Origin of the sequence: Streptomyces sp. NBC_00667 (genome assembly GCF_036226825.1) — a bacterium.
Lineage (GTDB): Bacteria > Actinomycetota > Actinomycetes > Streptomycetales > Streptomycetaceae > Streptomyces.
Genome location: NZ_CP109022.1, coordinates 341,884 through 362,950, shown reverse-complemented (window position 1 = coordinate 362,950; position 21,067 = coordinate 341,884). Strand labels below are relative to the sequence as shown.

Sequence of the window (21,067 nt, the reverse complement as noted above, 5' to 3'; positions counted from 1 at the left end):
GTATCAGGTGACGGACGCTCAGTGATGGCTGAGCCCGTCGGTCAGTCGATGCCTTCGATGATGCGGAAGTCGCGCTCGACGGCGTCGGAGAGGACAACCAGCGCCTTCTGGTATGCCTCGCTCTCGTATGCCGCGACGGCCTGTTCGAAGCTGTCGAACTCGATCAGAATGACGCGGTGCGTGTTTCCGGCCTCGTGGGCGACGACTCGACTGCCACGGGACAGGAGCCGCCCGCCCCCAGCCCGGACGGCCGGACCGGCCAGCTTGTCGTAGGCAGTCAGCCTCTCAGGGTCGGATATGGCGCGGTAGACACTGACCCAGTAGCTCTTGGCCATGGAAACCTCCTGTGTTCGGCCGGACACGTCCGACTTCGAAATTTTGTATGGGCAGGCCGGGTAGGGCGAGTCATCGAGGGCGGGGCGGGAAGTCGGCGAAGCGTGGTGCGCCGGGCTCGTGCGGTATGCGAGCGGCGCGGGCGGCGAAGCTGACGGCGTGATACCACCCGCACAGCAGGAACAGGTCGAGCAGTTGGGGCTCGTCGAAGACCGAGGCAAGCCGTGCCCACAATGCGTCGTCGACGTCGGAACGCTCATGCAGCATGTCGACAGCGAGAATGAGCAGCCGTTCCGGCTCGGATGTCCAGCACTCGTCGGCGGGACCGCCGTGCACCAGCGAAGTCGCCTGCTCGTGGGTGAGGCCGACGCGCTCGGCGAACGTCGACATGTGCACGCCCCACTCGTACTCGCAGCCGCACAGCGCGCACGTCCGGTCGATGACGATCTCGCGTTCCCGCATGGTCAGCGTCAGCTGCCGACTCAACTCGTAGCGACCCCACCCGTGCATGGCGCCGGCCATCGGGAGGTTTCTGGCGAACATCCGGAACAACCCGATGGGTGGGGCCTCTCCGGGCATCATGCGCGCGAGCAGTGCGCCGACCTGGTCGGTGTACGGCGGTTCCACCAGGGCTATCCGCGGCATCGCCTCTCCCGTCGAGTTCGTTTCGAAAATAGAAACGCTGGAGGGGATGTTAGTGTTTCGAATAGCGAAACACAAGGAGGCGTATGTCAACGCCGCGTCCAGGCACGCCAGTTCGTGGATCGACGACCGGCCGTCCGATCATGGCCGCGATGGACCTGTTCGGCCGCCGGTGGGCGCTGCGAATTCTCTGGGAGCTCCGTTCGGGCCCGCTCGGCGCCCGCGCGCTGCTGGCACGGTGCGAAGGCCTGTCGTCAAGCGTCCTCTACCAGCGGCTACGCGAACTCGTATCGAGCGGGATCATCGCTCCTTCGGCCGACGGCTACGAGCTCACTCGACTGGGGACAGCGCTCGGTCACGCCCTCCGTCCGCTCGACGAATGGGCGGCCATCTGGGCGCAGGAGCAAGAACAGCCCGATCAGGAGCCCACGGATACCTGAAGGTGACGGCCACCAGGTCGGCGTGATGTGACAGCCCCCGACTGGGGGACACATGGGCTCGCGCGGCCTGCGAAAAGTTGTCGGAGCCCACGCGTAGCCGGGGCAGCAGCAGCGCGATGGAGAAGTGCCGGTCGGCGCTCAGGGACAGTTAGTGCCCCTGGCGCCGGGCCGCCGGGGCGCCGCCCTGGTCCCGCTCAGCCGTACATCGCCAGGCGGTAGAGGTGGGCGAGCGCCTCGTCGATGGGGTGGGGCTCTGGCCTGCCGGAGGAGTCCAGCCCGTTCCACCTCTGCAGGTTCACCGCGACCGCCATCTGGCGTGTGCCGTCGGCGCGGGTCATGGCGAGCGTTCCGCCGCCCCAGACCGTGCCGCCGTGCCCCCAGAAGGTGCCCTGGCCCGGAGCTGTCATGGGGTGCAGCCCGAGGCCGTAGTCGATCGTCTTGCCCTCCTGTGAGACGACCGGGACGGTGCGTTGCATCTCGACCAAGGACGACGGACTGACGATCTGCCCGGCCAGGAGCATGCCGTAGAAGCGGTTCAGGTCGGAGGCGGTGGATATCAGGGAGGCTGAGGGGCCCACCCATGACATGTCGTAGACGCTGTAGTCGCGAGGTGGGTCGATCATGCCGAACCATGCCTCGTAGAGCCGTGAATGCGGCCCGTTCACGTACGGTCCGGAAGGCAGTTCGGTTTCGCGGAGACCGGCGCGTTCGATGACGCAGCGGGTGATGTACCGCTCGGCCGTGCTGCCGGTCACCTCCTCCAAGAGCCGGACGAGGAGGAGGTAGTTGGTGTTGGAGTACACCCCGGGTGTTGTGCCGGGGGCACCGACGGCAGGGGCGTTGACTCCCTTCTCGATCAGTTCGATGGGGTCGAACCGCGTGAACCGGTGCTCGTCCAGGCTGCTGGGGCCGGTTTCGGAGAGGACGGGGTACCCCTTGAGGGAGGGGTAGGCGTAGGGGAGGTACTCCGCGAGGCCGCTCGTGTGGTTGAGCAGCATCCGGACCGTGATCGCCTCCCCCCTTCCCCCGGCGGGAGCGTGCTCCGGTAGGTACCGGCCGATCGGCGCGTCGAGTGCGATCCGACGGCTCTCGACCTGCTGGAGCACGGCGGCGGCGGTGAAGGTCTTGGTGATGCTGCCGACGCGGTGGCGCATGTCGGGGGTGACGGGGCTGCCGGTGGCGAGGTCGGCGAACCCGGCGGCGCCTCGCCACACTTGGTCCCCGTCCCGCACCTCGGCGAAAAGTCCCGGCATTCCCGCGTGGTGGACGTCTTGGACGGCCCGTTCCAGCGCCGCGTGGTCAAGTGCGTTCTTCACGGCATGCGTCCTTTCGGGATTCCCCGGTGTGAGCGTTCTGCGGTCGCTCGTCCGGGATGACAGGGCACGGGGTGGCGGGTCGGCACGCCTCGTGCCCGGCCCGTCGACACCCCCATGCCTCATTATGCACGCGGTGCGTGCAACACCAAGTGCATCGGTATGCTGGTCTCCGGCGAGAGGAGAAAAATGGCAGGCCGAAGGCGTTGGTCCACCGAAGAGATCCTTGATGCGGCGGCGGAGCTGCTGCGCACGGGCGATGCGGATTCGTTCAGCGTGCGCAAACTGGCCGCGACCCTGGGGACCGATTCCTCCAGCCTCTACCGGCACTTCCGCACCAAGACCGAACTGCTGCGCGCGGTTGCCGACCGCATCCTCCTGGCCGCCATGGACGGCTACCGTGCCGAAGGTGACTGGAAGCAGCGCATCACCGCCCTGGCCCTGCGCATGAGGGGCGCCTTCGGGCAGCAGCCCCAACTCGCCGCGGTCTGGGGGCGGTACGCGTCGAGCGGTACGGGATCCAGGCTGGTCATGGAAGAGGTGCTCCAAGCGCTGCGCGCGTCCGGTCTCCCCGAGGAGGAGATCCCGGTCGGCTACCACCGGATCGCCGTCCTCATCGCCGCACTGATCGCGTCGGAGGCCGGTGCCGGCACGGTTACCCCCGAGGAGCACGAACAAGGCATGGAGCTGTTCCGCGTGGCGGTGCTGGGGGCCGATCCCGAACGATTCCCCGCCCTGGCTTCCTTCGCCCGGGACATCCGCCCCCTCGGAGCAGAGCGCCGAGAGGCGTTCCTAGACCTCCTCGCCGCGCAACTGGCCCACATCGAGGCGGCGATCCCCCCGGGCTAGTCCGTCTCTTTCGGATCGTGCCGGTCGAGCCCTCGGCGTCCGTCACCTCGTCGCCCCGGGTCCGCTGCACGCGAATGGCCTCGCTCTCGGACACCACGCCACCCTCGTCAAGGCGCTCGCCTGGGAGAAGATCTGAGGGTGAACTCCTCGTTGGCGGAGGCTGTCTCCGTCGTTCTGCTCCTGCTGGTGCTGGCCTGCGCCGTCATCCGCCCGTTCGGCTGGCCGGAGGCGGTCGTCGCCGTCCCTGCCGCGGGCGTGGTCATCGCCACCCGGGCGATCTCCCTGGACCACGCCCGTGACGAGGCAGTGCGACTCGGGCCGGTGATCGGCTTCCTCGCGGCGGTCCTGGTCCTGGCCCACTTGTGCGACCAAGAGGGCCTGTTCCAGGCGTGCGGAGCGTGGATGGCCCGCAGCGCGGCAGGCCGTCCGCACCGGCTCCTGCTCCACGTGTTCGCCGCCGCGTCGGTGATCACCGCGGTACTCAGTCTGGATGCCACCATCGTGCTGCTCACGCCGGTGGTGTTCGCCACCGCCGCCCGGCTCGGCGCCAGGCCCAAACCGCACGTCTACGCCTGCACCCACTTGTCGAACACCGCCTCGCTGCTGTTGCCGGTCTCCAATCTGACGAACCTGCTGGCGTTCGCGGCCAGCGGGCTGAGCTTCACGCGGTTCGCCGCCTTGATGGCCCTGCCGTGGCTGGTGGCGATCGCGGTCGAGTACGGGGTCTTCCGCCGGTTCTTCGCCGCCGACCTGGACGCCGGGGCCCAGGCTCCCGCCGTTGCCCAGCCGCCCGAGCCGCCGGTGTTCGCCCTGGTCACCGTCGCGTGCACGCTCGCCGGATTCGTCCTGACCTCCGCGCTGGGAGTCGACCCGGCCTGGGCGGCCTTCGCCGGCGCCGCCGTGCTCGCCGTGCGGGCGCTGGCCCAGCGCCGCACCACACCCGCCGCGATCCTGCACGCCGCTTCCGTGCCGTTCCTCGCCTTCGTCCTGGCGCTGGGCATCGTGGTGCGCGCGGTCGTCGACCACGGGCTAGCCGCCGGACTGGGCCACCTGATCCCGGGCGGCACCGGGCTCGCTGCCCTGATCGGTATCGCCGCATCGGCCGCCGTGCTGGCCAACATCATCAACAATCTGCCCGCCGTACTGGTGCTCTTGCCGCTGACCGCGCCGTCCGGGCCGGCCGCAGTGCTGGCCGTGTTGTTGGGGGTGAACATCGGCCCCAACCTCACCTACGCCGGCTCCCTGGCCACCCTCCTGTGGCGGCGCATCGTCCACGAGCACGACAGCGAGGTCGAACTGGGCGAGTTCACCCGACTCGGCGTGTTCACCGTGCCCATCGCGCTCTTGTTGTCCGTCCTGGCACTGTGGACCTCGATGGCCCTGATCGGAGGCTGACCGCCATGAACGTCATCATCTGGATCACCGAGGGCACCTGGCCCGCCGGCATCGATGCCGCCCGCACCCACGCACCCGGGGACGCGGACGTCGTGCTGCTCCACGTCACCCCGGCCGATGTTCCGGGCGCTGCGCACGGTGCCTTTGCGGGCCTATTGGGCCGTGGCCACCTCGAACGCGACCCCGGCACACAGGTGGAGAAGCTGGCGGCAGCCTCCGCCGACCGGCTCCTCGCCCAAGCGGCGCAACGTCTGGGCCGCCCGTGCACCCGCACCGAGCGCACCGGCCGCCCTGAACGGGAGGTCGTCGCCGCCGCCGAGGGCGCCGATCTGCTGGTCCTGGTCCGCGACGGTGACCGCAGTCACCTCGGGCCACGCAGCCTGGGGCCGGCCAGCCGCTTCATCGTCGACCACGCCCCATGTCCCGTCCTGCTGGTGTGGCCGGAAACGGCACCCGGCATCGCCACCCTCGCGCCTCCACCGCCCCACCCACCGCATCACCGATAGCGGCATAACGCCGTCCTCGGTTCCGATCCGCACCTTCCGACGGCGCCGTCAGCCGAGGATGAGCGGGAGCCGTGCGCAGAGATCACCCAGAGCGGCTTTCTCGGCGTCGGACGGCGCATGACGGCCGGTGCCGATCAGCAGGGCGTCCTTGTCGGTGAACGAGGCGGGGAACGGGTTCCCGGCGATCTCTTCCAGCAACACGCGGGCCGCGGTGAGGGTCTCACCCGGTGGTTCGGCCGCCGACGGCAGATGCGCGATCAGATCGAGGTGGTGCAAGGTCCATTCGAGCACGTACGCGGACAGGTAGTCGCCGACGGTCAGCACCTTGTCCTGGGTGCTGACGCGAAGGGCGGGATCGGCGAGTTGGGCAGCCCGGCCCGCGGCGGAACCCACGTCGTCGAGGTGGAACTTGAGCCACCGCGGCTCGCCGTATGCGGCGGCCAGGCGGGGGACCAGCGCATCGAGGGGGTCCTCGCCGGTCGGTGGTCCGTCGAGCAGGTCCCAGTAGGTGACCGCGTCCGCGGTCGGTACGGTTTCGGCGGGCGTGACCAGGGTGATCAGGACGTCCTGGGCGTCGATGACCAGGTGGCAGACCAGGTCCCGCACGAGCCAGCCGGCGCAGCCGGACCGCCGCTCGAAGTCCTCGTCCGGCAATGCGGCCACCGCTGTGCGCAACGCCGTCCAAGAACGTGAGAAGAGCTCCATTACGGCACGGTAGGCCGGACTCGGAACGACGGACAAGCGGGCTTGTGGATGGTCCCCCGCATGTGCTCGGCACGGCACGGCATGTGAGACTCCTGCCACGGGCGCCGACCCCGACGGGGACGGGCGGCATCGTAACGGGGCAGGGGCTTAGATGAGCGGGACCGGGAACACGATTGCACCACAGCCGGATGCTGCGGCCGTTGCACCGCAATCCGATGCTGCGGCGGAGAACGGGCGCGGTGCCGAGGGCGGTGCCGGTGCCGAGGCCGAGAACGGTGCCGCGAACAGAAAGAGGCTAAAGAGGCTGAAGGCGGCCGCCGTCGTGGTCGCCGGACTGGGATTCATCGTGGGCGGTTCACTGCTGGCTCCCGACCCCCGACCGTCCGGATGGGTGGCGGAGCCGGCCTCGACGGAGCCGCCCCTCTACTCCGGACCGGGGCCCACGAGCGAGCAGGTCACGGCGGACTTGGACGCCGCGACCGCCACTGCCGGGCTCGGGCCGGCCGCCCCACCACGAGCGTTCGCCCTACCCGGGTGCCTGGTCCCCTGGGAATCCTACGAGGCGGGGAGCGACGCCCGGTTGACCGCGCTCGCCGACGGTCTCACCCACCAGCAGTGGCAGCTCACCGCACGCCGTCAGAGCACCTTCACCAGCTCGGTGTCGTGGACCAAAGGCACGTGGCAGCTCATGGTCGTGCACGACAGGAGGCCCGGGGCGCGCGAACGTCTCACGCTCCTGGCCACGAACGACACACCCGCCTGCGAGGAGGCGTTCCAACAGGCGGAGGCTGCCGGAAACCAAGCCGTCTAGAACCCGGCTCCGCCGGATCGTGCAGCGACCGAGCTGCCTGAACTCCCTGCGTGACAGCGCGCCGAAGGAGAATCCAGAGTGCAACGGCAGACCCGACGCCACGTCGATGGGGCGGTGCGGATCGCAATCGCCGCGTGCGCAGCGACGTCCCTCACCGGCTGCTCCACCATGGGCAGGGATCCCCAGGAGCGCAAGCCCGGTACGGCAGCCGGGGAGGTCACCGTGGTACGCGGGGACCGCATGTACCCCCTCACCATCAGGATCACGGACTGGCAGGTCAGGCCGCATCCACAGGTCCCGGAGCGGGGAAACGCGGTGCACTTCGGGTACCGCAAGACCGCCACGAGCGACTTGCCCGAGGTCAACGTGGAAGTCGGAGTGTGCGCAGTGGACGCAGCGGACATCGTGTTGCTGTGCGACGTCGTAGGCGCGCGACAGGCAGAGCCCCGGATCGAGGACGGCGACTCCTGGATCGGCCCGGCCGACCTGCCCCGCAGCCTGTCCGACACGGCCCGTGTCGTCCTCCTGCCCGACCAACTGCTCCCGGGCCTGCACGCCGGAGACCCCAAGGACGGCGACGGCTACGTGCCCCCCGGCCTCCCGCTGCCGGGCGAGGAACTCCGTACCGCCTGAGTCGAAGAGCAATGAGCGGGAGGACCCTCAGCGAAAGCCTTTCTGCGACGGTCCCGTGGTGGGGATGCCGCCGGGCTTATCGGGGCACACGGCCGGACATGGCACCGAAGACCGAACACTTGATGTCCCTGCGGGCCGTACGGCAGCTGCGCCGGGTCCGGACCGTCTACACCGCCGGGTTCCTGCTGTGGGCGGTTGCCGCAGCCTGGACGGGATGGACCCATCCCTGGAGCCGGCAGATGTGGGCCTGCGTGCTCCTCCTGGCAGTTTTCACCGGTCTGCTCGGCACGGCCTCACTGTGGTTGAGGCGCCTGCAAGCCACCCCGGGGCACAAGCCGGCCCATCACGCCGCGCCCCGGCGTGCCGTCACCCCGCGCCAGGTGAACGCCTGAACCGGTGTGCGGGTCCGCGCCGGGTTTTCCGCGATGCGGCGGGCCCAAAGGGCCGGGGGCAGATGTGAGTCGGCGATCGCGGCGGCCCCTTCCCGACGCGATGGCCCCCGTCCTGTAAGCAGTGGCATGGGCCAGTGGGGGCCTCGGCCTGCTGCGCGAACTGGAGAGAGCCGCGCGGGTCAAGAGCTACACGCCCGAGCAGTGGCGGACCTTGGGGGTCTCCGTGCACGGCGCCGCGCCCTACACCAGGCTGTGGTGGTCGGTGGAACGGTGGCGGGAAACGGCTGTTTCCGGAGGGCAGCGCTACCAGCGGGACAGGCGTGACCTGGAGCCGCGCAGGACAGCGGATGAGGAGAGCCCGGTCACGGCGAACCTACGGCGGGTCGCGGAACGGTTCCGGGAGCAGTACCGCTCCCGGAACCGTTCCGAAGGGCCGGGCGGCGGCTGACGGCGCCCCCGTGCCGGGCGGCGTCCCCCGTGCCGGGCGGTGCCGGGCGACGGTGAAAGCGCCCGCCGGCCGCTCCGGGGTCGGAGGCCGGAGGTTCAGCCCCGCTGGGCGCGAGCGGAGACAGGGCGGGGAAGGAGCAACATCAGGGCCCACATGGCCGGGAAGCCGCCGATCACGTACGGGAGTGTGGAGCTGAAGGCGTCGACGACGTCGGTGCCGCGGGCGGTCGCGCTCTGGTCGTGGGAGAAGAAGACCACGCCGGTGCAGACGACTCCGAGGGCGATGCCGAGGTGGATGGCGGTGTTGAACAGCCCGGAGGCCGATCCGGCGTCCGCGTCCTCCACAGAGCCCATGGTCAGGTCGGTGAGGGGAGCGCCGATCATGCCCAGACCGAGACCCAGTGCCAGGACGGGCAGGGCCATGGCGGTCATCGACAGGCCGGTGCCGTAAGTGGTGGCCAGCAGGCGGAAGGCGACCAGCGCCAGTGCGGCGATCAGCGCGCCACACTGGGGGACGTGACGCTGCCGACGGGCGATGACGGCCATGGCCAGCCAGGCCCCTGCGATCTCGGCGAGGGAGAGAAGGAGGAAGCCGATCGCCGCCCGCGACGGGCTCATGCCCAGGCCCTGTTGCATGAAGAGTGTCCAGCACATGAAGAACAGGCCGGACAACACGCCGAAGACAAACTGGGCGGCGATCCCTCCGGAGAACGGCCGACCCGAGAAGAGGGCCGGCACCACCAGCGGAGAGCCGCCCTCACGGCTCTCGGCCCGCTGCCGGACGACCAGGCCCACCAGCACGGCTGCACCCGTGGCCATGGCCGTGAACGCCCACCACGGCCAACCGTGGGCACCTCCCGTGCTGAGGGGATAGGCGACCAGCAACAAGCCGAGCGCGGAGAGCGCCGTGCGCAGCGGGTCCGGGTGCCGGCCCCGCCGGTCGCGGGACTCGTCGACGTACCTGCGGCCGAGCAGGAACGTGGCGATGCCGAGCGGGACGTTGATCAGGAAGATGGAGCGCCAGCTCGAGCCGAAGACGTCGGCCTGGGTGAGGACGCCGCCCAGAACGGGCCCCAGGACGCTGCCGACGGAGATGACGGTCCCGTACAAGCCGAACGCCCTGGCGCGTGCGCTGCCGGAAAAAGTGACGTGCAACGACGCCAGGACCTGGGGGATCATCACCGCCGCGCCGGCGCCCTGCACGGCGCGTGACGCGATCAGAGAGGCCGGACCGGTGGCCAGGGCGCACAGGAGGGAGGCCGCGGTGAAGGCCAAGACGCCCAGCAGAAACGTCCGTTTGCGGCCGTAGAGATCACCGAGGCGGCCACCGGTGATCAGCCCGACACCGAGGACGAGCGCGTAGGCGGCATGGATCCACTGGAGGCCGGCTGCCGAGGCACCGATGTCCGCTTGGATGGTGGGCAGGGCAGTGTCGACCACTGACGCGTCCAGCACCGCCATCAGTTCGCCGGCCAGCAACACGGCCAGCTTGATCCGGCTGCCGCGCCGCGAAGGCGGTCCGGCGGAGGCGGCGCCCGAGCGGGGGGAAGCGTTACGGGTGTCACGTGACACGGAGAAGGGGTTCCTGTTCAGCGCAGTAGGGAGAGAACGGGCAGGCCAAGGCCCGTGTACGCCTACTGCGCACAGGAGAATGTCACGGAGCCCAGGCCATCGGGAACACCGTCTTCACAGCGGACAGCACGAACCGCCTGTCTGCACAGGCGGGGGTCCGCGGGCAGAGCCCGGGAAGAACGGCTACTGGGCCTGGGATATACGTCATCACCTCGAAGGACATGCACGCCCACAGGGGGCGGTAAGGATTCCTGCCAGCGTAGGTGACCGCCCCAAGGGAGGGGAAACGCTTTTCGGTCCACCCGCGATGACCCGGTGACCGCCACGAGCTGCCCCGCTCGGCCCGACCGTCCGCTCGGTGGTGTGCGTCGGCTGGCTGGCAACGGCGCAGAACGCCTTCCGGCTCCCGCCCGAACTGACCGCCCCCGAGAACCGGGCGAGCCGGGCCCGCATGAACCCGGCCGGAGTGAGTGGGCTAGCGCGTGTCTCTTTGGACGGTAAGTCAGTTGATCGGATATGTCTGTCCGATTAGTGATCACTGATGCGATGTGGGACCGGATCGAGCCGCTGATGCCGGCCGATCCAGTCCGTGGCCGGCGGTGGGCCGACCACCGCCGAACACTCGAGGCCATCGCGTGGAAGTACCGCACCAACTCGCCCTGGCGGGATCTCCCCGGCGAGCTCGGCCCGTTCCAGACAGCCCACAAACGGCTGATCAGGTGGGCCGTCGACGGCACTTGGGAGATGATCCTCGTCGCCGTCCTGGCGGCGGCGGACGCCGACGACGACATCGACTGGACGGTGTCGGTGGACTCCACGGTCGTCCGCGCCCACCAGCACGCCGCCGGGGCACGTAAAAGGGGGCGGCTCGCTCCGGTGAGCCCGCCGATCACGCTCTCGGACGCTCCCGTGGCGGGCTGAGCACGAAGGTCCACCTGGCCGCGGACGGTGGGGCACGGCCTCTGGCTTTCACCATCACCGCAGGTCAGGCTGGTGACGCACCCGCCTTCAAGACCGTGATGTCCCGCATCCGCGTGCCCCGCACCGGCCCTGGAAGGCCACGAACCCGGCCTCTCGCTGTGCTGGCCGACCGGGCGTACTCCTCCCGCGCCATCCGCAGTCACCTCCGGCGCCGGGGAATCCGGGCGGTGATCCCGCAACCTTCCGACCAGATCGGCCACCGCCTGCGGCGGGGCCGACAAGGCGGCCGCCCACCGGGCTTCGACCGTGAGGTCTACAAGCAGCGGAACACCGTCGAGCGGTGCATCAACCGGCTCAAGCAGTGGCGCGGCCTGGCCACACGAACCGACAAACTCGCCATCGCCTACCAGGCCGCACTCCACCTCGCCGGCATCCTCATCTGGACCCGACGCTGACCAAAGAGACAGAACCTAGCGGACCTGGATGCCCGCTCCGTACGGCTTGCCACCGCTGTAGCAGATGGCGGTGCTGGTGGCGCCGACCCGACGCCACGTGGGGTCGTACACGGTGTAGTCCTGCGCCCAGGGCCGGTCGCACCTGGTGTACACGCGGAACTCGCCGGTACCGCTGACGCACGTACCGGCAGCGGTCGTGGAGGATTTGTACCAGGTGCGGCAGTCGTACGCGTCAGCTGCCGCGGGGCCCGCCCCGGCAACCAGCAGGCCGGCGCCCAGGGCCAGCGAGGTCAATAAGGATCCGACGCGCTTCATCCGTGGCTCCTGACCGCAGGTTTCACTCTGGGCCACGAGTCGCTCGCGGCTGCGACAAGGCCCCGGGTCCTTCACTATCCGCGTACCGCCCGTGCGTGACAACCCCGCGCGAGCGATGCGGTGTTGCGCTCCCCGGCGCGTGCGCGGGCGGTCCGAGCGCCGCCGAGACCGCCGGGCCGGCAGGCGGGCCGGAACCGCGGTGTTGGCGGGGGAGAGGGTGCGGCGGGCTCGGGCAAGGCACCGTAGGCGGACTCCGGGCGGAACCTCGCCGAGCGGGGTCATGCGGCGAGTGCGGCGGGTTCGGCGAGCTGCGAGGCCGCCGTCCGCCACGCGTCGGTCACGGCGGTGCGGGCCAGCGCCGTACGCACGGTGCGGTCGCCGGTCAGAGCGATCGGGGCGCCGACGTGGACGTGCAGCCCGGGTCGGCGCAGCGGCGCTGTCGCCAGGCCCGCAATCTGTTTGACCGTGCTGCCTGAGGTGACGCGGCGGGCGCCGGCCTGGCCGACGGGCACGACAGGGGCGCCAGTGCGCTCGGCGAGGCGGACCAGGCCGGTGCGGAAGTCGCCCGGGGCCGCTTCCGCGGCGTCCTTGCGACGGGGCAGGCCGCCCTCCGCGTAGATGAGGAGGTGCCTGCCCTGCTCCAGGGCCCGGGCGGCCAGGTCGAGCGAGGCCGAGGCCCGTCGCTCACCGCGGTGTATGGGGACGTGGCCCTCGCGGTCGAGGGACCGGCCGAGGAGGGGAACGTGCCAGAGGCCGGCGGTGGCCATGATGACCGGTTCGACGCCGAGGCGGTGCAGGGCGGCGATCACGATGGCGGGGTCGGCGAGCGAGGTGTGGTTGGCGGCGATGATGCTGCCCGGCGCCAGATCGGCGCCCGGGTCGGTGGTCACCGACAGACGGCCGAAGACGGGCACCAGGACGTGGGCGATGCGGCTGAGCATGATGCGGTCTCCAGGTCTCGACGATGTCGGTCTTCATCGTGCGAGGTGGAGCATCGGCACCGCCTGAGTCACCGTACTCATCTTCCCCCTAACCGATGCTCACTCCTGGGCCGCCCGCACCACGGGTTCGCGTTCTCACCGACCCTGCCGGCGCCGGCGCCGACGCCGGCTCCGCCAGAGGCAACCGCAACGGAGGCGTGTGGGGGAGCGGTGCCCGCGGGGTCCGGCGCCCTCACCGCTGACACCGCCAGCGGCTGCTGGAGCACGGTCTCGACCTCGGCGGGCGATTGTGCATGCCGATGACCAGGCCGGTCACCTCGTCGGCTACCGGCGCGCCGCTGAAGCCGGTGGCCAGGTCGTGCGCCGGTCATGAGGACGTCTTCGGCGACCAGGAAGCCGGCACCGGCCGCTTGGCCGTCCGCCCCGAGGACCTGGGCCACGGCCCGGATCAGTCCTGCGGTGGGGACTCCTGGTCGCTGCCCTCGCCGTGCGGGAGCGGGACGGAGGCGCCCACGCGATCAATCCTCTTGTCGGACCGACGGGGGGCGGCTCTGCTTCTCCCAGGCCATGGACACGCGCAGGTGGCCACTGGCGCTGCTCTTCGTGATCACCGCCCCGGCCGCGAACGAGAGGTCGACGCCGAACTCCACGGTGATCCCGTCAGGGCTTGCCTTGCGCAGTTGGTCGAGCATGGCGCTCGCCGCGTCCGTCACCGAGCCCAGCGCCGCTTCCAGGCTGGCGGGGAGCTCGTGGATCGCGTCGCCGAAGCGACCCGCCTTCACCGGCCCTTCCAAGCTCGCCGGAGCCTCGACCAGCAGGGAGCCGCCGTCCGCCAGGGAAATCCGAGCCAGATGGGTCACAGCTCCTCCTCGTCCGCCTCCCCTCGATGTGATCGTCGTCGCAGCAGACCGTCGCCGCACCCTGGGTGAGCCGCACGCATGACGACGACCGGCACGCCCCCGGGTATCCGGCCGCCGTAAGTGTCATCGCGAGCGCTGCAGACAACCGCTTGGTTTCCTAGAAGGGTTCGGCCGCCTGCAGGAGATCTTGCGGCAGGTAGGGGGAGTCCACGCGGATGGCCCAGCCGCGGCGGCGGGCGTGGCAGGCCAGGGCGAGGACGTCCAGGTTGACGGAAGCGTCCGGGTCGTCGGCGCGGTCGGCGACCTGGTAGTAGGCGCGGTGGGCTTCGAGGGCGTCGGCCAGGGCGAGGTTGAAGCTTTCCTCGTCGCCCTCCACGAGCTGTGACAGCAGCACGGCCGGCGGCATCGCGAAGCCCCAGTCCTTCGCCTTCTCTGCCTCCTGTAGTGCCCGCTGCGCGGCCTCTTCGGGCTCGGCGCCCTTCAGGTAGGCGTGGAGGGCCTCGCGGTACGCGGCGAAGGCGGAGCCGTCCGGGCGGACGAAGGTGGGACCGGTGAGGACCAGCGGGGCGAGGTCCTCGCGTACGCCGGCGATCAGGGCGAAGGCGACGGCCGTCTGCCAGTTCCCGGCCCCGATCGCTTCGCCGCGCTCGGCCGGGTAGCGCAGTGTGCGCCCGGCAACGGTCACCTCGACCTCGGTGCCCGGCTCCGCCAGCGCGATGCGGAACAGCGCCGCCCCCATCTGAGAGGCCAGCCGAAGAGTTGCGAACTGGGCATCCGTCACCTCGCCGGGGTTCCCCGCCCGCCACTTGAACAGGCGTGCCTGATCGCCCAGGGTGCTGCCCAGACGCCAGACAGCAAGGGGCTTTCCGTCGACGGCGGTAAATGCCTTCCGGAGATGTTCCTCGTACATGGCCTCGACCTGCGGGATCCCATCCCGCTCGCAGGCCGGCCGTTCCACCACCAGCGGGCCCGCGGCAAGCGCGGCGACTGCGTCCGGCCGCCGATCCAGGCCGAACCCTCCCACCCGGGGCCCCCGGGCCTCGAAGCCGGTGATCAGCGCGTGCGGGAGGTAACCGGTGTGGACGGCCGGCGCCCATCCCAGGGTCCGGTACGCGAGCGCGGTGAGGGCGAGGGGGACGAGCGGGAGCAGAGTACTCGGCGAGGCCGCGGGCCCCTGCAGGGCGGCGTGCCGGGCCAGAAGATCGGCGAGTGCGGCATCGAAAGCCTGCCGGTCCTCGAGGACCAGGGCGCGCAACGCGTGGAGGGCCGCGCTGTCCGGCCGGTCCAGGAGCGGCTCGCCGGTTTCCTCAGCGCGGGAACGGATGCGGTCCAGGGCGGCGTCGACGGCGGCGAGCTTGGCCCGCGTGCTCGGCGGGTACTCCTCGTCGTCGCCGGTGTCGTCCAGGACCACGGCCATCAGTGCGGTGGCGAGCTCGCCGGAGGGCGTGCCCTCGGCGTGTGCGGCGAACTTGTCCCGGGCGAAGTGGAAGGCCTCGCCGTGCCACTGCACCTTGTCGCGCAGCAGTACCAGACACAGCGCGTCGGTCCACTCTCCCGGCGTGACGCTCTCCGCGGGGGCATCCTCACCCGGGTCATAGCTCATGCCGAAGTTCACGTAATCCAGGAAGACCTGGAAGCTGCAGTGTGGGTGGTAGGCGGCGTAGGCGACGGCGCCGGCCGCGGCCTCGCAGGCGTCCTTGAGGGCGGCCTTGGCCTCCGGGGTGTTGAGGTCGGGCGTCTCGACGGAGAGGGCGCCCAAGTAGTCGAGGAACTCCTCGGCGATGGACTGCCATTCACAGGTGGTCATCCGGCCCGCCCGCGACATGGACCGCACTTGGCCGCCGATCCGGTTCGTGAAGTCCTCCCGGGCAGCCGACACCGCGGCCTGGCCGACGTGATGACGCTCTATCTGCACAGCCTTGCTCCCTGATCAAATGTTGTGAACAGCCTAGATGTCGGGTCTGACAGGCAGTCGGGGGGCCTGGGCGCGCCTCCCGGCCCAATGTCCTCGGCCGGATGGCGGGTGGTTGCGGGTCTTCGGCAGCCCCGCGCGGGGAGCGGCGCACGGGGTGCCGGGGCTGGCTCGGGCCAAGCGGTTCCCCGACGATATCGCTCCAAGGGCACTGAACGGCGATCAGGGCCTGTCCTCGTTCCCGCCCCTGTGGTCCGCCGAGGCGCGCCAGGACATCTCTGCGGTCAGCCGGCGCGCCGTTCCCATGGCGGAGGTGCTCGGTCTCGCCCGGGACTCATGCCACCAGTTCGACGGGGTTGATCCGGGCTTGCTCGGTGCCGTGTGAACCGGTCGCCCGGTCCGGACGGCGGGAGCGGATCAGAGCGGCGGCGATCCCGGCAGAGGCCCTCATACAGAGGCCCTCACACAGAGCCGGGGCCACGCTGCGGCAAGCAGCGGTGAGGACGGGGTGGAGGACGTGCCCCTACATGACCGCCCGGACCTCGCTGCTCAGCTCTTGCGGGCCAACGGTTGTCCGGCGAAGCTCACCCCTGCCAGGCCGTGGGCCATGAGGTTGCGGATGTTGCCGTGATCGGTGCCGTTCGGCGTCGCCAGCACACTGCGGTAGTGCTCACCGAACGCCAGCAGCGCCTCTTGGTCGCTCAGCCCTTCCAGCAGGGCCAGTCCCAGCGTCTTGCAGGAACCCTCGTTCTCGCCCGCGGCATTTTCCAGTTCCCCGTTGCGGAACGCTTGCGGCTGGTACTCGTAGTGCGCGGCGATGAAGGCCAAGGTATCGGCGAACTCGTGCTCGCCTGACGAGAGGCTTGCACGCAGCGAGTCGAGATCAGTCATGTCGCTTTCCTCGGGTTGAACGGACGATCCGGTTGCCGTCCGTGACCGGACGACACTACCCGCCGGGAGGCCGGCCGGTAGAAGTCGTGTCAGATATCGGAACGGGCCGGTACCTCCGCGATCAAAGCCAACGGTGTGTGACCGCGCGACCCTCCCCGCCGTGGGCCGGTTCGGTCCGGGCGATCGCTCCCTGAGGTCAGTGCCGCCCGGCAGGCGGCTGCCGGCCGCGCACTACGGCAACGGGACCACACCGATCGGTGAGGACGAGAACAACAGGCTGCGGCGCACCATCGTGGCCTACGAGGCGACCGCGGCCGGGGTCCGCGGCGGTGGTGTCAGTGGGCCGGGCTATTCTTCCCGGCACCGCAAACCGACCGTGAGGACCACCCGAAGTGACCGGCCTGTCCGCCTTCCCGCTGCCCTTCCAAAGCTCCAGCTCCCCGGCGTTCGCGACGCCCCGGACGCTGCGGGAACTGCAGATGATGCAGTGCAGCGCGCAGCTGCGCGCGAAGCCCGCGTGGTTCGACAAGATGAACGACGCCGAAATCGCCGCCAGGTGGACGCGGGAGGCGGTGGCGCAGGGCCTGACCGAAGCGCAAGTGCGGTACGTGCTCGCCGAGTTGGGGTACTACGCCGCGCTCCGGGACGGGCGGACCGGCATCGAGGTGTCCGCGGTGGACGGGGTCTGGCAGTCGGACTCCCTCGTCGACGAGCAGCTCAGGACCCGGCTGCGCGAGGCGGTCCGGGTCCTGGAAGAGGTCCCCGAAGCGGAGCGGGACTGGCATCCCGGATCCGCCGGCAAGGTGCTGGACCTCGTGCATCCCTCACTGTTCTGCCTGGTGAGGGACGTGAGCGGAGGCCCCGAGCGAGCCTGGCAGAACCCGACGAAGCACTATGCGAAGTACGAGTTCTCGGAGAGGTTCCAGTGGCTGCCCACCGACGTCGACGTCAGTGACGACGGCGCCGTCACCTTCCGCTCGTACGTCAACAACGTCCACCCCGAGACGCATCACGCACTGGCCACCGTCCTTCCCGACGTGTTCGCGCGCCTGCGCCCGCTGTTCGAGAACGTGCTCACCGATCTGCGGCACCCCCGGCCCCCGCGGATCGAGGCCGATCCCTACGGCTGGTACGACTCGGAGCCGGAGTATCCGGTCCATTCGTCCTTCAGTGACAAGGCGGCCTACACGGACGCCCGCGCCGCATGGGAAGAGGCCTATGAGGCCTGGTTCGAGGACCGCCGCCCGATCGTCCCGGACGCCCCGGACTTCACCCCGCCCGCACTGCCCGACGCGTCCGCCCGGGTCGACCTCCGCGGCCGCCGGCTCCAGGTCATCGTCAAGCTGGCCACCGTCCACCTCACCCCGGACGAGCCCGAGTACCCCGGCGGTTCCTGGCACGTCGAGGGCATGCTGAACGAGCGGATCGTCTCGACCGGCATCTACTACTGGGACAGCGAGAACATCACCGAGAGCCGGCTGGGGTTCCGGGCCGCACTCGACGACCCGCACTACGAACAGAACGACGACACCGGGGTGCGCGAGGTCTACGGCCTGGAGGACGAAGCCGCGCTGAACCAGGTGCTGGGCTCGGTAGCGACCCCGGCGGGCCGCTGCCTGGCGTTCCCCAACGTCCTGCAGCACCGCGTGGACGGGTTCCGCCTCGCGGACCCCGCCCGCCCGGGGCACCGGAAGATCCTCGCGTTCTTCCTGGTCGACCCGGCGGAACAGATCGTCTCGACCTCCGACGTGCCGCCGCAGCAACCCTGGTCCGACACCTCGACCATGACGCTCGAACAGGCCAAGGCGTACCGCGAAGAACTCATGCAGGAAAGGAAGTTCTTCGTCGACGAACACAACGAGCAGCTCTACGAACGGGAATTCTCCCTCTGCGAGCACTGAACCGCCGGTACGGGGCCCTGATCGGGGGCCCCGTACCGGGCACCGCCGCGAAAGCCGGAACCAAACGTCGGCCCGGCGCCTCAGAGGCTGGTGGCCGCGTGGACCCGGTTGAGGAGGATCAGGATGTCGTACGCCGGGCTCATCGCGGGGGTGTGCAGCGGGTCCTTCTCGAAGGACGAGCCGGCACACCGGATCGGGGCGTCCCCGACCAGTCCAGCACGCAGTCCGCACGTCCCTCACGCGTATTGCGTACTCGTCGGTGCTGAGCGCCATCAACGGGTGGGCCAAGCCCAGCGGGAGCTGGAAGGCCACGTCACCGGCGATGTTGGTCTGAGACCTGTGCACAGGCCGGCTGACCGGCGGCGGCCGCCACTGTCCAAGGGGGGGGCGACCAGACAGCCGTACAGCACGCACTGCGGCTGACCAGCGACGGTCCGCAACGCACCTTGACGGAGCCGCTTGGGAGCGGCCATGGGGTGTGGCGACCGGGTCGGCTTGGCGCGCAGGGGTCGGCCCCGCTCCGCAAGTTGTCGCGCACCGGACACGCTGTTGATCGTGGTGAGATCGCCGTACATAGGGTGGGAGGGGCGTGGATCCGCACAAGGTGTCCAACGCCGTCGGCGGTGCCGCCGCCTGACGGAAGGAGGGCTCTGAATGCCCGCGACACTGCCCGTGCCGGTCGAAATGCGCCTGCCGGAGGACTGGCTTCCGGCCAAGTCGAACGCTGATGTCGCAGACGAAGTGGCCTTCGCCGCTGGCGAATCAGTGGAGAGACTGCGGCACATCGCCGATTCGGTGGAGGTGATCGACCGCCGAGAGGCTGGCCCGGCGAACACACCGGCCCTGACCCAGCACGTGTCTCTCAGGGCGGGGGTGTGACCATGAGCCGCTTCACGGACAGGTGGACCGGCACCACATATCCGCGCCCCGGTGTCGCAGCACGGTCGGCCCAGGAGGTCCGGGCCGCACTCCTCTCCGTCAGCGACCGTGACGGCAGGTTCGTCGTGCGTGAGGGAAGCCCGAAGGAAGGCGCCGACGTGGTAGCAGAGTTCGAGTACCCGGCGCTGGACGTCACCCTCAGAATCCGGATGCGTCTGAGACCTGCGACGCACGAGGTCCGCGTCCTCGAAGAGTGTTGGGAGCCGACGGCTGACGCAGCCCGTAGGCAGTACGGCCGTGGACCGGCCGACAAGGTGTACCGGCAGTGGGAGATCAAGTCAGGGGTGGATGGCCGCCGCCACAAGACCGAGACGTTCCGCTTCAGTACGCAGGACATGAGGAACCCCCTGCAACGAGCGGTCCTTGACGCGGGATGGATCTGGCGCGGCGTGCTCTTCAAGCTATGACCGGGGCCCGGGGGGCGCCGATCGGGTTATGTGACACGGAGGGTTTGCGCGCTCCGCTAGGGTGCGCCGCATGGGCGACAGCACTTCATGGCAGCAGCACTCAACGGCGACGCAGACCTTGTACTTCCATCGTGACTATCTCGATGCGGTACGCGCCGAACGGAAGACGACCACGATACGTTTCCGTGACCCGGTGGAGACGGGCTCGGTGAGCCTGGTGTTCGAGTTGGACGACGAGGTGGCACTATCGGGTGTCGTCACGCAGGTCACTGCTATGACAGTTGCCGAGCTGAGCGAGTCGGACGCCCGGGCGGACGGTTTCCGTGATCTCGCCGAGCTGCACGACAAACTGCGGTTTCACTACCCTCAGATCCAGCCGACCGACACCATCGCCATCGTGCACTTCCAATTGGTGAAATGAGTGAGTGACCCCGGGCATCGACTGGAGTGCCTCCCCGCATGATCACGGCGCTTCGGGACGCGGGCGCCCCCAGCGCTGCTGACGCCGCTGCGCATGCGGGGCACGTTCAGCCGCGCTGGGCCGGCCAGACCTTAAGGGTGGCGGGCATTGCTGTCGCGCCAACTCGTCGAGGCGGCCCGAACGCATCGAAGTCGAAGGTGCGTTGGTGGGAGACCGTGGCACGATGTACGGCATGACGACGAGTGGGCAACGTGCACTGGTACTGCTGCGGTAATCCCCTCGAAGCCCGTGCGCTCCTCGATACCGCGATGCAGGCCATGCGGCCTCGAACGGCTCGCGAACTCCGACAGGCCGTCGGCCGGTTCGACGCCGTCCGGAACCAACCGTCACCGTCGTACGATCTGGGCGAAGGCTGAAGAAGGGCTCGTGTGGAACGCCGTCCCCGGCGTGTGATGCTGGTGTCATGACTGATCACCGTGGGGTTGTCATCGTCCGCTGGCCGGACCAGGCCCCTGCGATCGAGGACGACCTGGCCGCGCTGCTGGCGGCCTACCACGTGCGGACGCAGGCCGAGAAGGGCGAATCCGTGGCCGATGTGGACGGGCTGCCGGACCGCTACGGGGCGGAGATCTCTGACCCGCGGTCTGCATTTGCCGGTGATGTCGTGCTGGTGGCCCTCTTGGGGGAATCCGCTGCGGGCTGCCTGGTGGTGACCGCCCCCTCCAATGGTCGGTCGGAGATCAAGAGGCTCTGGACGAACCCTGAGTTCCGTGGTCGGGGCATCGCATCCGCCCTGCTCGGCGCCGCCCTTGCGCATGCCGTGGGAAACGGCGTGGACACCGTGCGGCTCTCGGTGTGGGAGTGGCGGACCGGAGCCATCGCCCTGTACGAACGGTTCGGCTTCACCGTTACCGGGTCATGGGACGAGAGGGCTCAGCTGGTGTGCATGCAGCGGGCTGCCTGAGTGGTCACATCCATTCGTTGATGGCCGCGACGACGACGGCCGACGCGCGGACCGGGATTCTTGCGGGAGGCGTAGGCCTTGTCGGTGACGCGTACCCGCCTC

Annotated in this window: 24 protein-coding genes; 14 read left to right on the top strand and 10 right to left on the bottom strand. The window is 69.8% G+C overall.

The features are described 5' to 3' along the window. Positions 1-41 precede the first annotated feature (41 nt). Entirely contained in the window at positions 42-335 is a 294-nt protein-coding gene (locus OHA81_RS01730) for a DUF1330 domain-containing protein (protein ID WP_329192015.1), read from the bottom strand. A gap of 70 nt (positions 336-405) precedes the next feature. Next, positions 406-978 carry a carboxymuconolactone decarboxylase family protein gene (locus tag OHA81_RS01725; protein WP_329192014.1) on the bottom strand — a complete coding sequence of 191 codons (573 nt, stop codon included), beginning with the start codon at positions 976-978 and terminating at the stop codon, positions 406-408. Between the two features lie 140 nt (positions 979-1,118). Between OHA81_RS01725 and OHA81_RS01720 the strand changes: the two genes are divergently transcribed. Continuing rightward, positions 1,119-1,415, top strand: coding sequence for a winged helix-turn-helix transcriptional regulator (locus tag OHA81_RS01720; protein WP_329192013.1), 297 nt, complete (start codon positions 1,119-1,121; stop codon positions 1,413-1,415). Positions 1,416-1,609: 194 nt separating this feature from the next. Here OHA81_RS01720 and OHA81_RS01715 read toward each other — a convergent pair whose 3' ends face one another. Continuing rightward, positions 1,610-2,731, bottom strand: a complete 1,122-nt coding sequence (locus OHA81_RS01715; RefSeq protein ID WP_329192011.1) for a serine hydrolase domain-containing protein — start codon at positions 2,729-2,731, stop codon at positions 1,610-1,612. A gap of 186 nt (positions 2,732-2,917) precedes the next feature. Here OHA81_RS01715 and OHA81_RS01710 point away from each other — a divergent pair, with 186 nt between their 5' ends. The 3 genes from OHA81_RS01710 (at position 2,918) to OHA81_RS01700 (ending at position 5,478) form a co-directional block, all read left to right on the top strand. Next, a complete protein-coding gene (locus OHA81_RS01710) occupies positions 2,918-3,577 on the top strand; it encodes a TetR/AcrR family transcriptional regulator (protein WP_329192009.1) in 660 nt (219 codons plus the stop codon). Between the two features lie 138 nt (positions 3,578-3,715). Further along, positions 3,716-4,972: an SLC13 family permease gene (locus tag OHA81_RS01705; RefSeq protein WP_329192007.1), complete on the top strand. Its 1,257-nt coding sequence runs from the start codon at positions 3,716-3,718 to the stop codon at positions 4,970-4,972. Between the two features lie 5 nt (positions 4,973-4,977). Beyond that, positions 4,978-5,478 (top strand): universal stress protein, encoded by a 501-nt coding sequence (locus tag OHA81_RS01700; protein ID WP_329192005.1) that lies wholly within the window; start codon positions 4,978-4,980, stop codon positions 5,476-5,478. A gap of 48 nt (positions 5,479-5,526) precedes the next feature. Here OHA81_RS01700 and OHA81_RS01695 read toward each other — a convergent pair whose 3' ends face one another. Further along, positions 5,527-6,183, bottom strand: coding sequence for a maleylpyruvate isomerase N-terminal domain-containing protein (locus tag OHA81_RS01695; RefSeq protein ID WP_329192003.1), 657 nt, complete (start codon positions 6,181-6,183; stop codon positions 5,527-5,529). 322 nt (positions 6,184-6,505) lie between these two features. Between OHA81_RS01695 and OHA81_RS01690 the strand changes: the two genes are divergently transcribed. The 4 genes from OHA81_RS01690 to OHA81_RS01675 all read left to right on the top strand — a co-directional run bounded on the left by OHA81_RS01690 (position 6,506) and on the right by OHA81_RS01675 (position 8,467). Next, positions 6,506-6,994, top strand: coding sequence for a hypothetical protein (locus OHA81_RS01690; RefSeq protein WP_329192001.1), 489 nt, complete (start codon positions 6,506-6,508; stop codon positions 6,992-6,994). A gap of 114 nt (positions 6,995-7,108) precedes the next feature. Continuing rightward, a complete protein-coding gene (locus tag OHA81_RS01685) occupies positions 7,109-7,627 on the top strand; it encodes a hypothetical protein (RefSeq protein WP_329191998.1) in 519 nt (172 codons plus the stop codon). A gap of 98 nt (positions 7,628-7,725) precedes the next feature. Beyond that, positions 7,726-8,019, top strand: coding sequence for a hypothetical protein (locus OHA81_RS01680; protein WP_329191996.1), 294 nt, complete (start codon positions 7,726-7,728; stop codon positions 8,017-8,019). 121 nt (positions 8,020-8,140) lie between these two features. Next, positions 8,141-8,467, top strand: a complete 327-nt coding sequence (locus OHA81_RS01675) for a hypothetical protein (protein WP_329191994.1) — start codon at positions 8,141-8,143, stop codon at positions 8,465-8,467. Positions 8,468-8,562: 95 nt separating this feature from the next. On the opposite strand, the gene OHA81_RS01670 is transcribed toward OHA81_RS01675, so the two are convergent. Next, entirely contained in the window at positions 8,563-10,038 is a 1,476-nt protein-coding gene (locus OHA81_RS01670; RefSeq protein WP_329191992.1) for an MFS transporter, read from the bottom strand. A gap of 516 nt (positions 10,039-10,554) precedes the next feature. Between OHA81_RS01670 and OHA81_RS01665 the strand changes: the two genes are divergently transcribed. Next, a protein-coding gene (locus OHA81_RS01665) for an IS5 family transposase (RefSeq protein WP_329192145.1) occupies positions 10,555-11,414 on the top strand; the annotation gives its coding sequence in 2 pieces (ribosomal slippage) (positions 10,555-10,915 and positions 10,915-11,414; 861 coding nt in all). Between the two features lie 15 nt (positions 11,415-11,429). On the opposite strand, the gene OHA81_RS01660 is transcribed toward OHA81_RS01665, so the two are convergent. The 5 genes from OHA81_RS01660 to OHA81_RS01640 form a co-directional block, all read right to left on the bottom strand. Next, a complete protein-coding gene (locus OHA81_RS01660) occupies positions 11,430-11,708 on the bottom strand; it encodes a hypothetical protein (protein WP_329191988.1) in 279 nt (92 codons plus the stop codon). 299 nt (positions 11,709-12,007) lie between these two features. Beyond that, on the bottom strand, positions 12,008-12,670 hold the full coding sequence (locus OHA81_RS01655) for a lysophospholipid acyltransferase family protein (protein ID WP_329191986.1): 663 nt from the start codon (positions 12,668-12,670) through the stop codon (positions 12,008-12,010). Between the two features lie 518 nt (positions 12,671-13,188). Further along, on the bottom strand, positions 13,189-13,530 hold the full coding sequence (locus tag OHA81_RS01650) for a CU044_2847 family protein (protein WP_329191984.1): 342 nt from the start codon (positions 13,528-13,530) through the stop codon (positions 13,189-13,191). 157 nt (positions 13,531-13,687) lie between these two features. After that, complete coding sequence (locus OHA81_RS01645) at positions 13,688-15,445, bottom strand: immunity 49 family protein (RefSeq protein ID WP_329191982.1); 1,758 nt, start codon at positions 15,443-15,445, stop codon at positions 13,688-13,690. 546 nt (positions 15,446-15,991) lie between these two features. Next, entirely contained in the window at positions 15,992-16,333 is a 342-nt protein-coding gene (locus tag OHA81_RS01640; protein ID WP_329191980.1) for a HopJ type III effector protein, read from the bottom strand. Positions 16,334-16,725: 392 nt separating this feature from the next. Here OHA81_RS01640 and OHA81_RS01635 point away from each other — a divergent pair, with 392 nt between their 5' ends. The 5 genes from OHA81_RS01635 (at position 16,726) to OHA81_RS01615 (ending at position 20,965) form a co-directional block, all read left to right on the top strand. Then, positions 16,726-18,234: a DUF4246 domain-containing protein gene (locus OHA81_RS01635; protein WP_329191977.1), complete on the top strand. Its 1,509-nt coding sequence runs from the start codon at positions 16,726-16,728 to the stop codon at positions 18,232-18,234. Positions 18,235-18,888: 654 nt separating this feature from the next. Then, complete coding sequence (locus OHA81_RS01630) at positions 18,889-19,113, top strand: hypothetical protein (RefSeq protein WP_329191975.1); 225 nt, start codon at positions 18,889-18,891, stop codon at positions 19,111-19,113. A 2-nt stretch (positions 19,114-19,115) separates the two neighbouring features. Beyond that, positions 19,116-19,580, top strand: coding sequence for a hypothetical protein (locus OHA81_RS01625; RefSeq protein WP_329191973.1), 465 nt, complete (start codon positions 19,116-19,118; stop codon positions 19,578-19,580). Positions 19,581-19,650: 70 nt separating this feature from the next. Next, positions 19,651-20,001 carry an ASCH domain-containing protein gene (locus tag OHA81_RS01620; RefSeq protein ID WP_329191972.1) on the top strand — a complete coding sequence of 117 codons (351 nt, stop codon included), beginning with the start codon at positions 19,651-19,653 and terminating at the stop codon, positions 19,999-20,001. A 463-nt stretch (positions 20,002-20,464) separates the two neighbouring features. After that, entirely contained in the window at positions 20,465-20,965 is a 501-nt protein-coding gene (locus tag OHA81_RS01615) for a GNAT family N-acetyltransferase (protein WP_329191971.1), read from the top strand. Positions 20,966-21,067 lie beyond the last annotated feature (102 nt).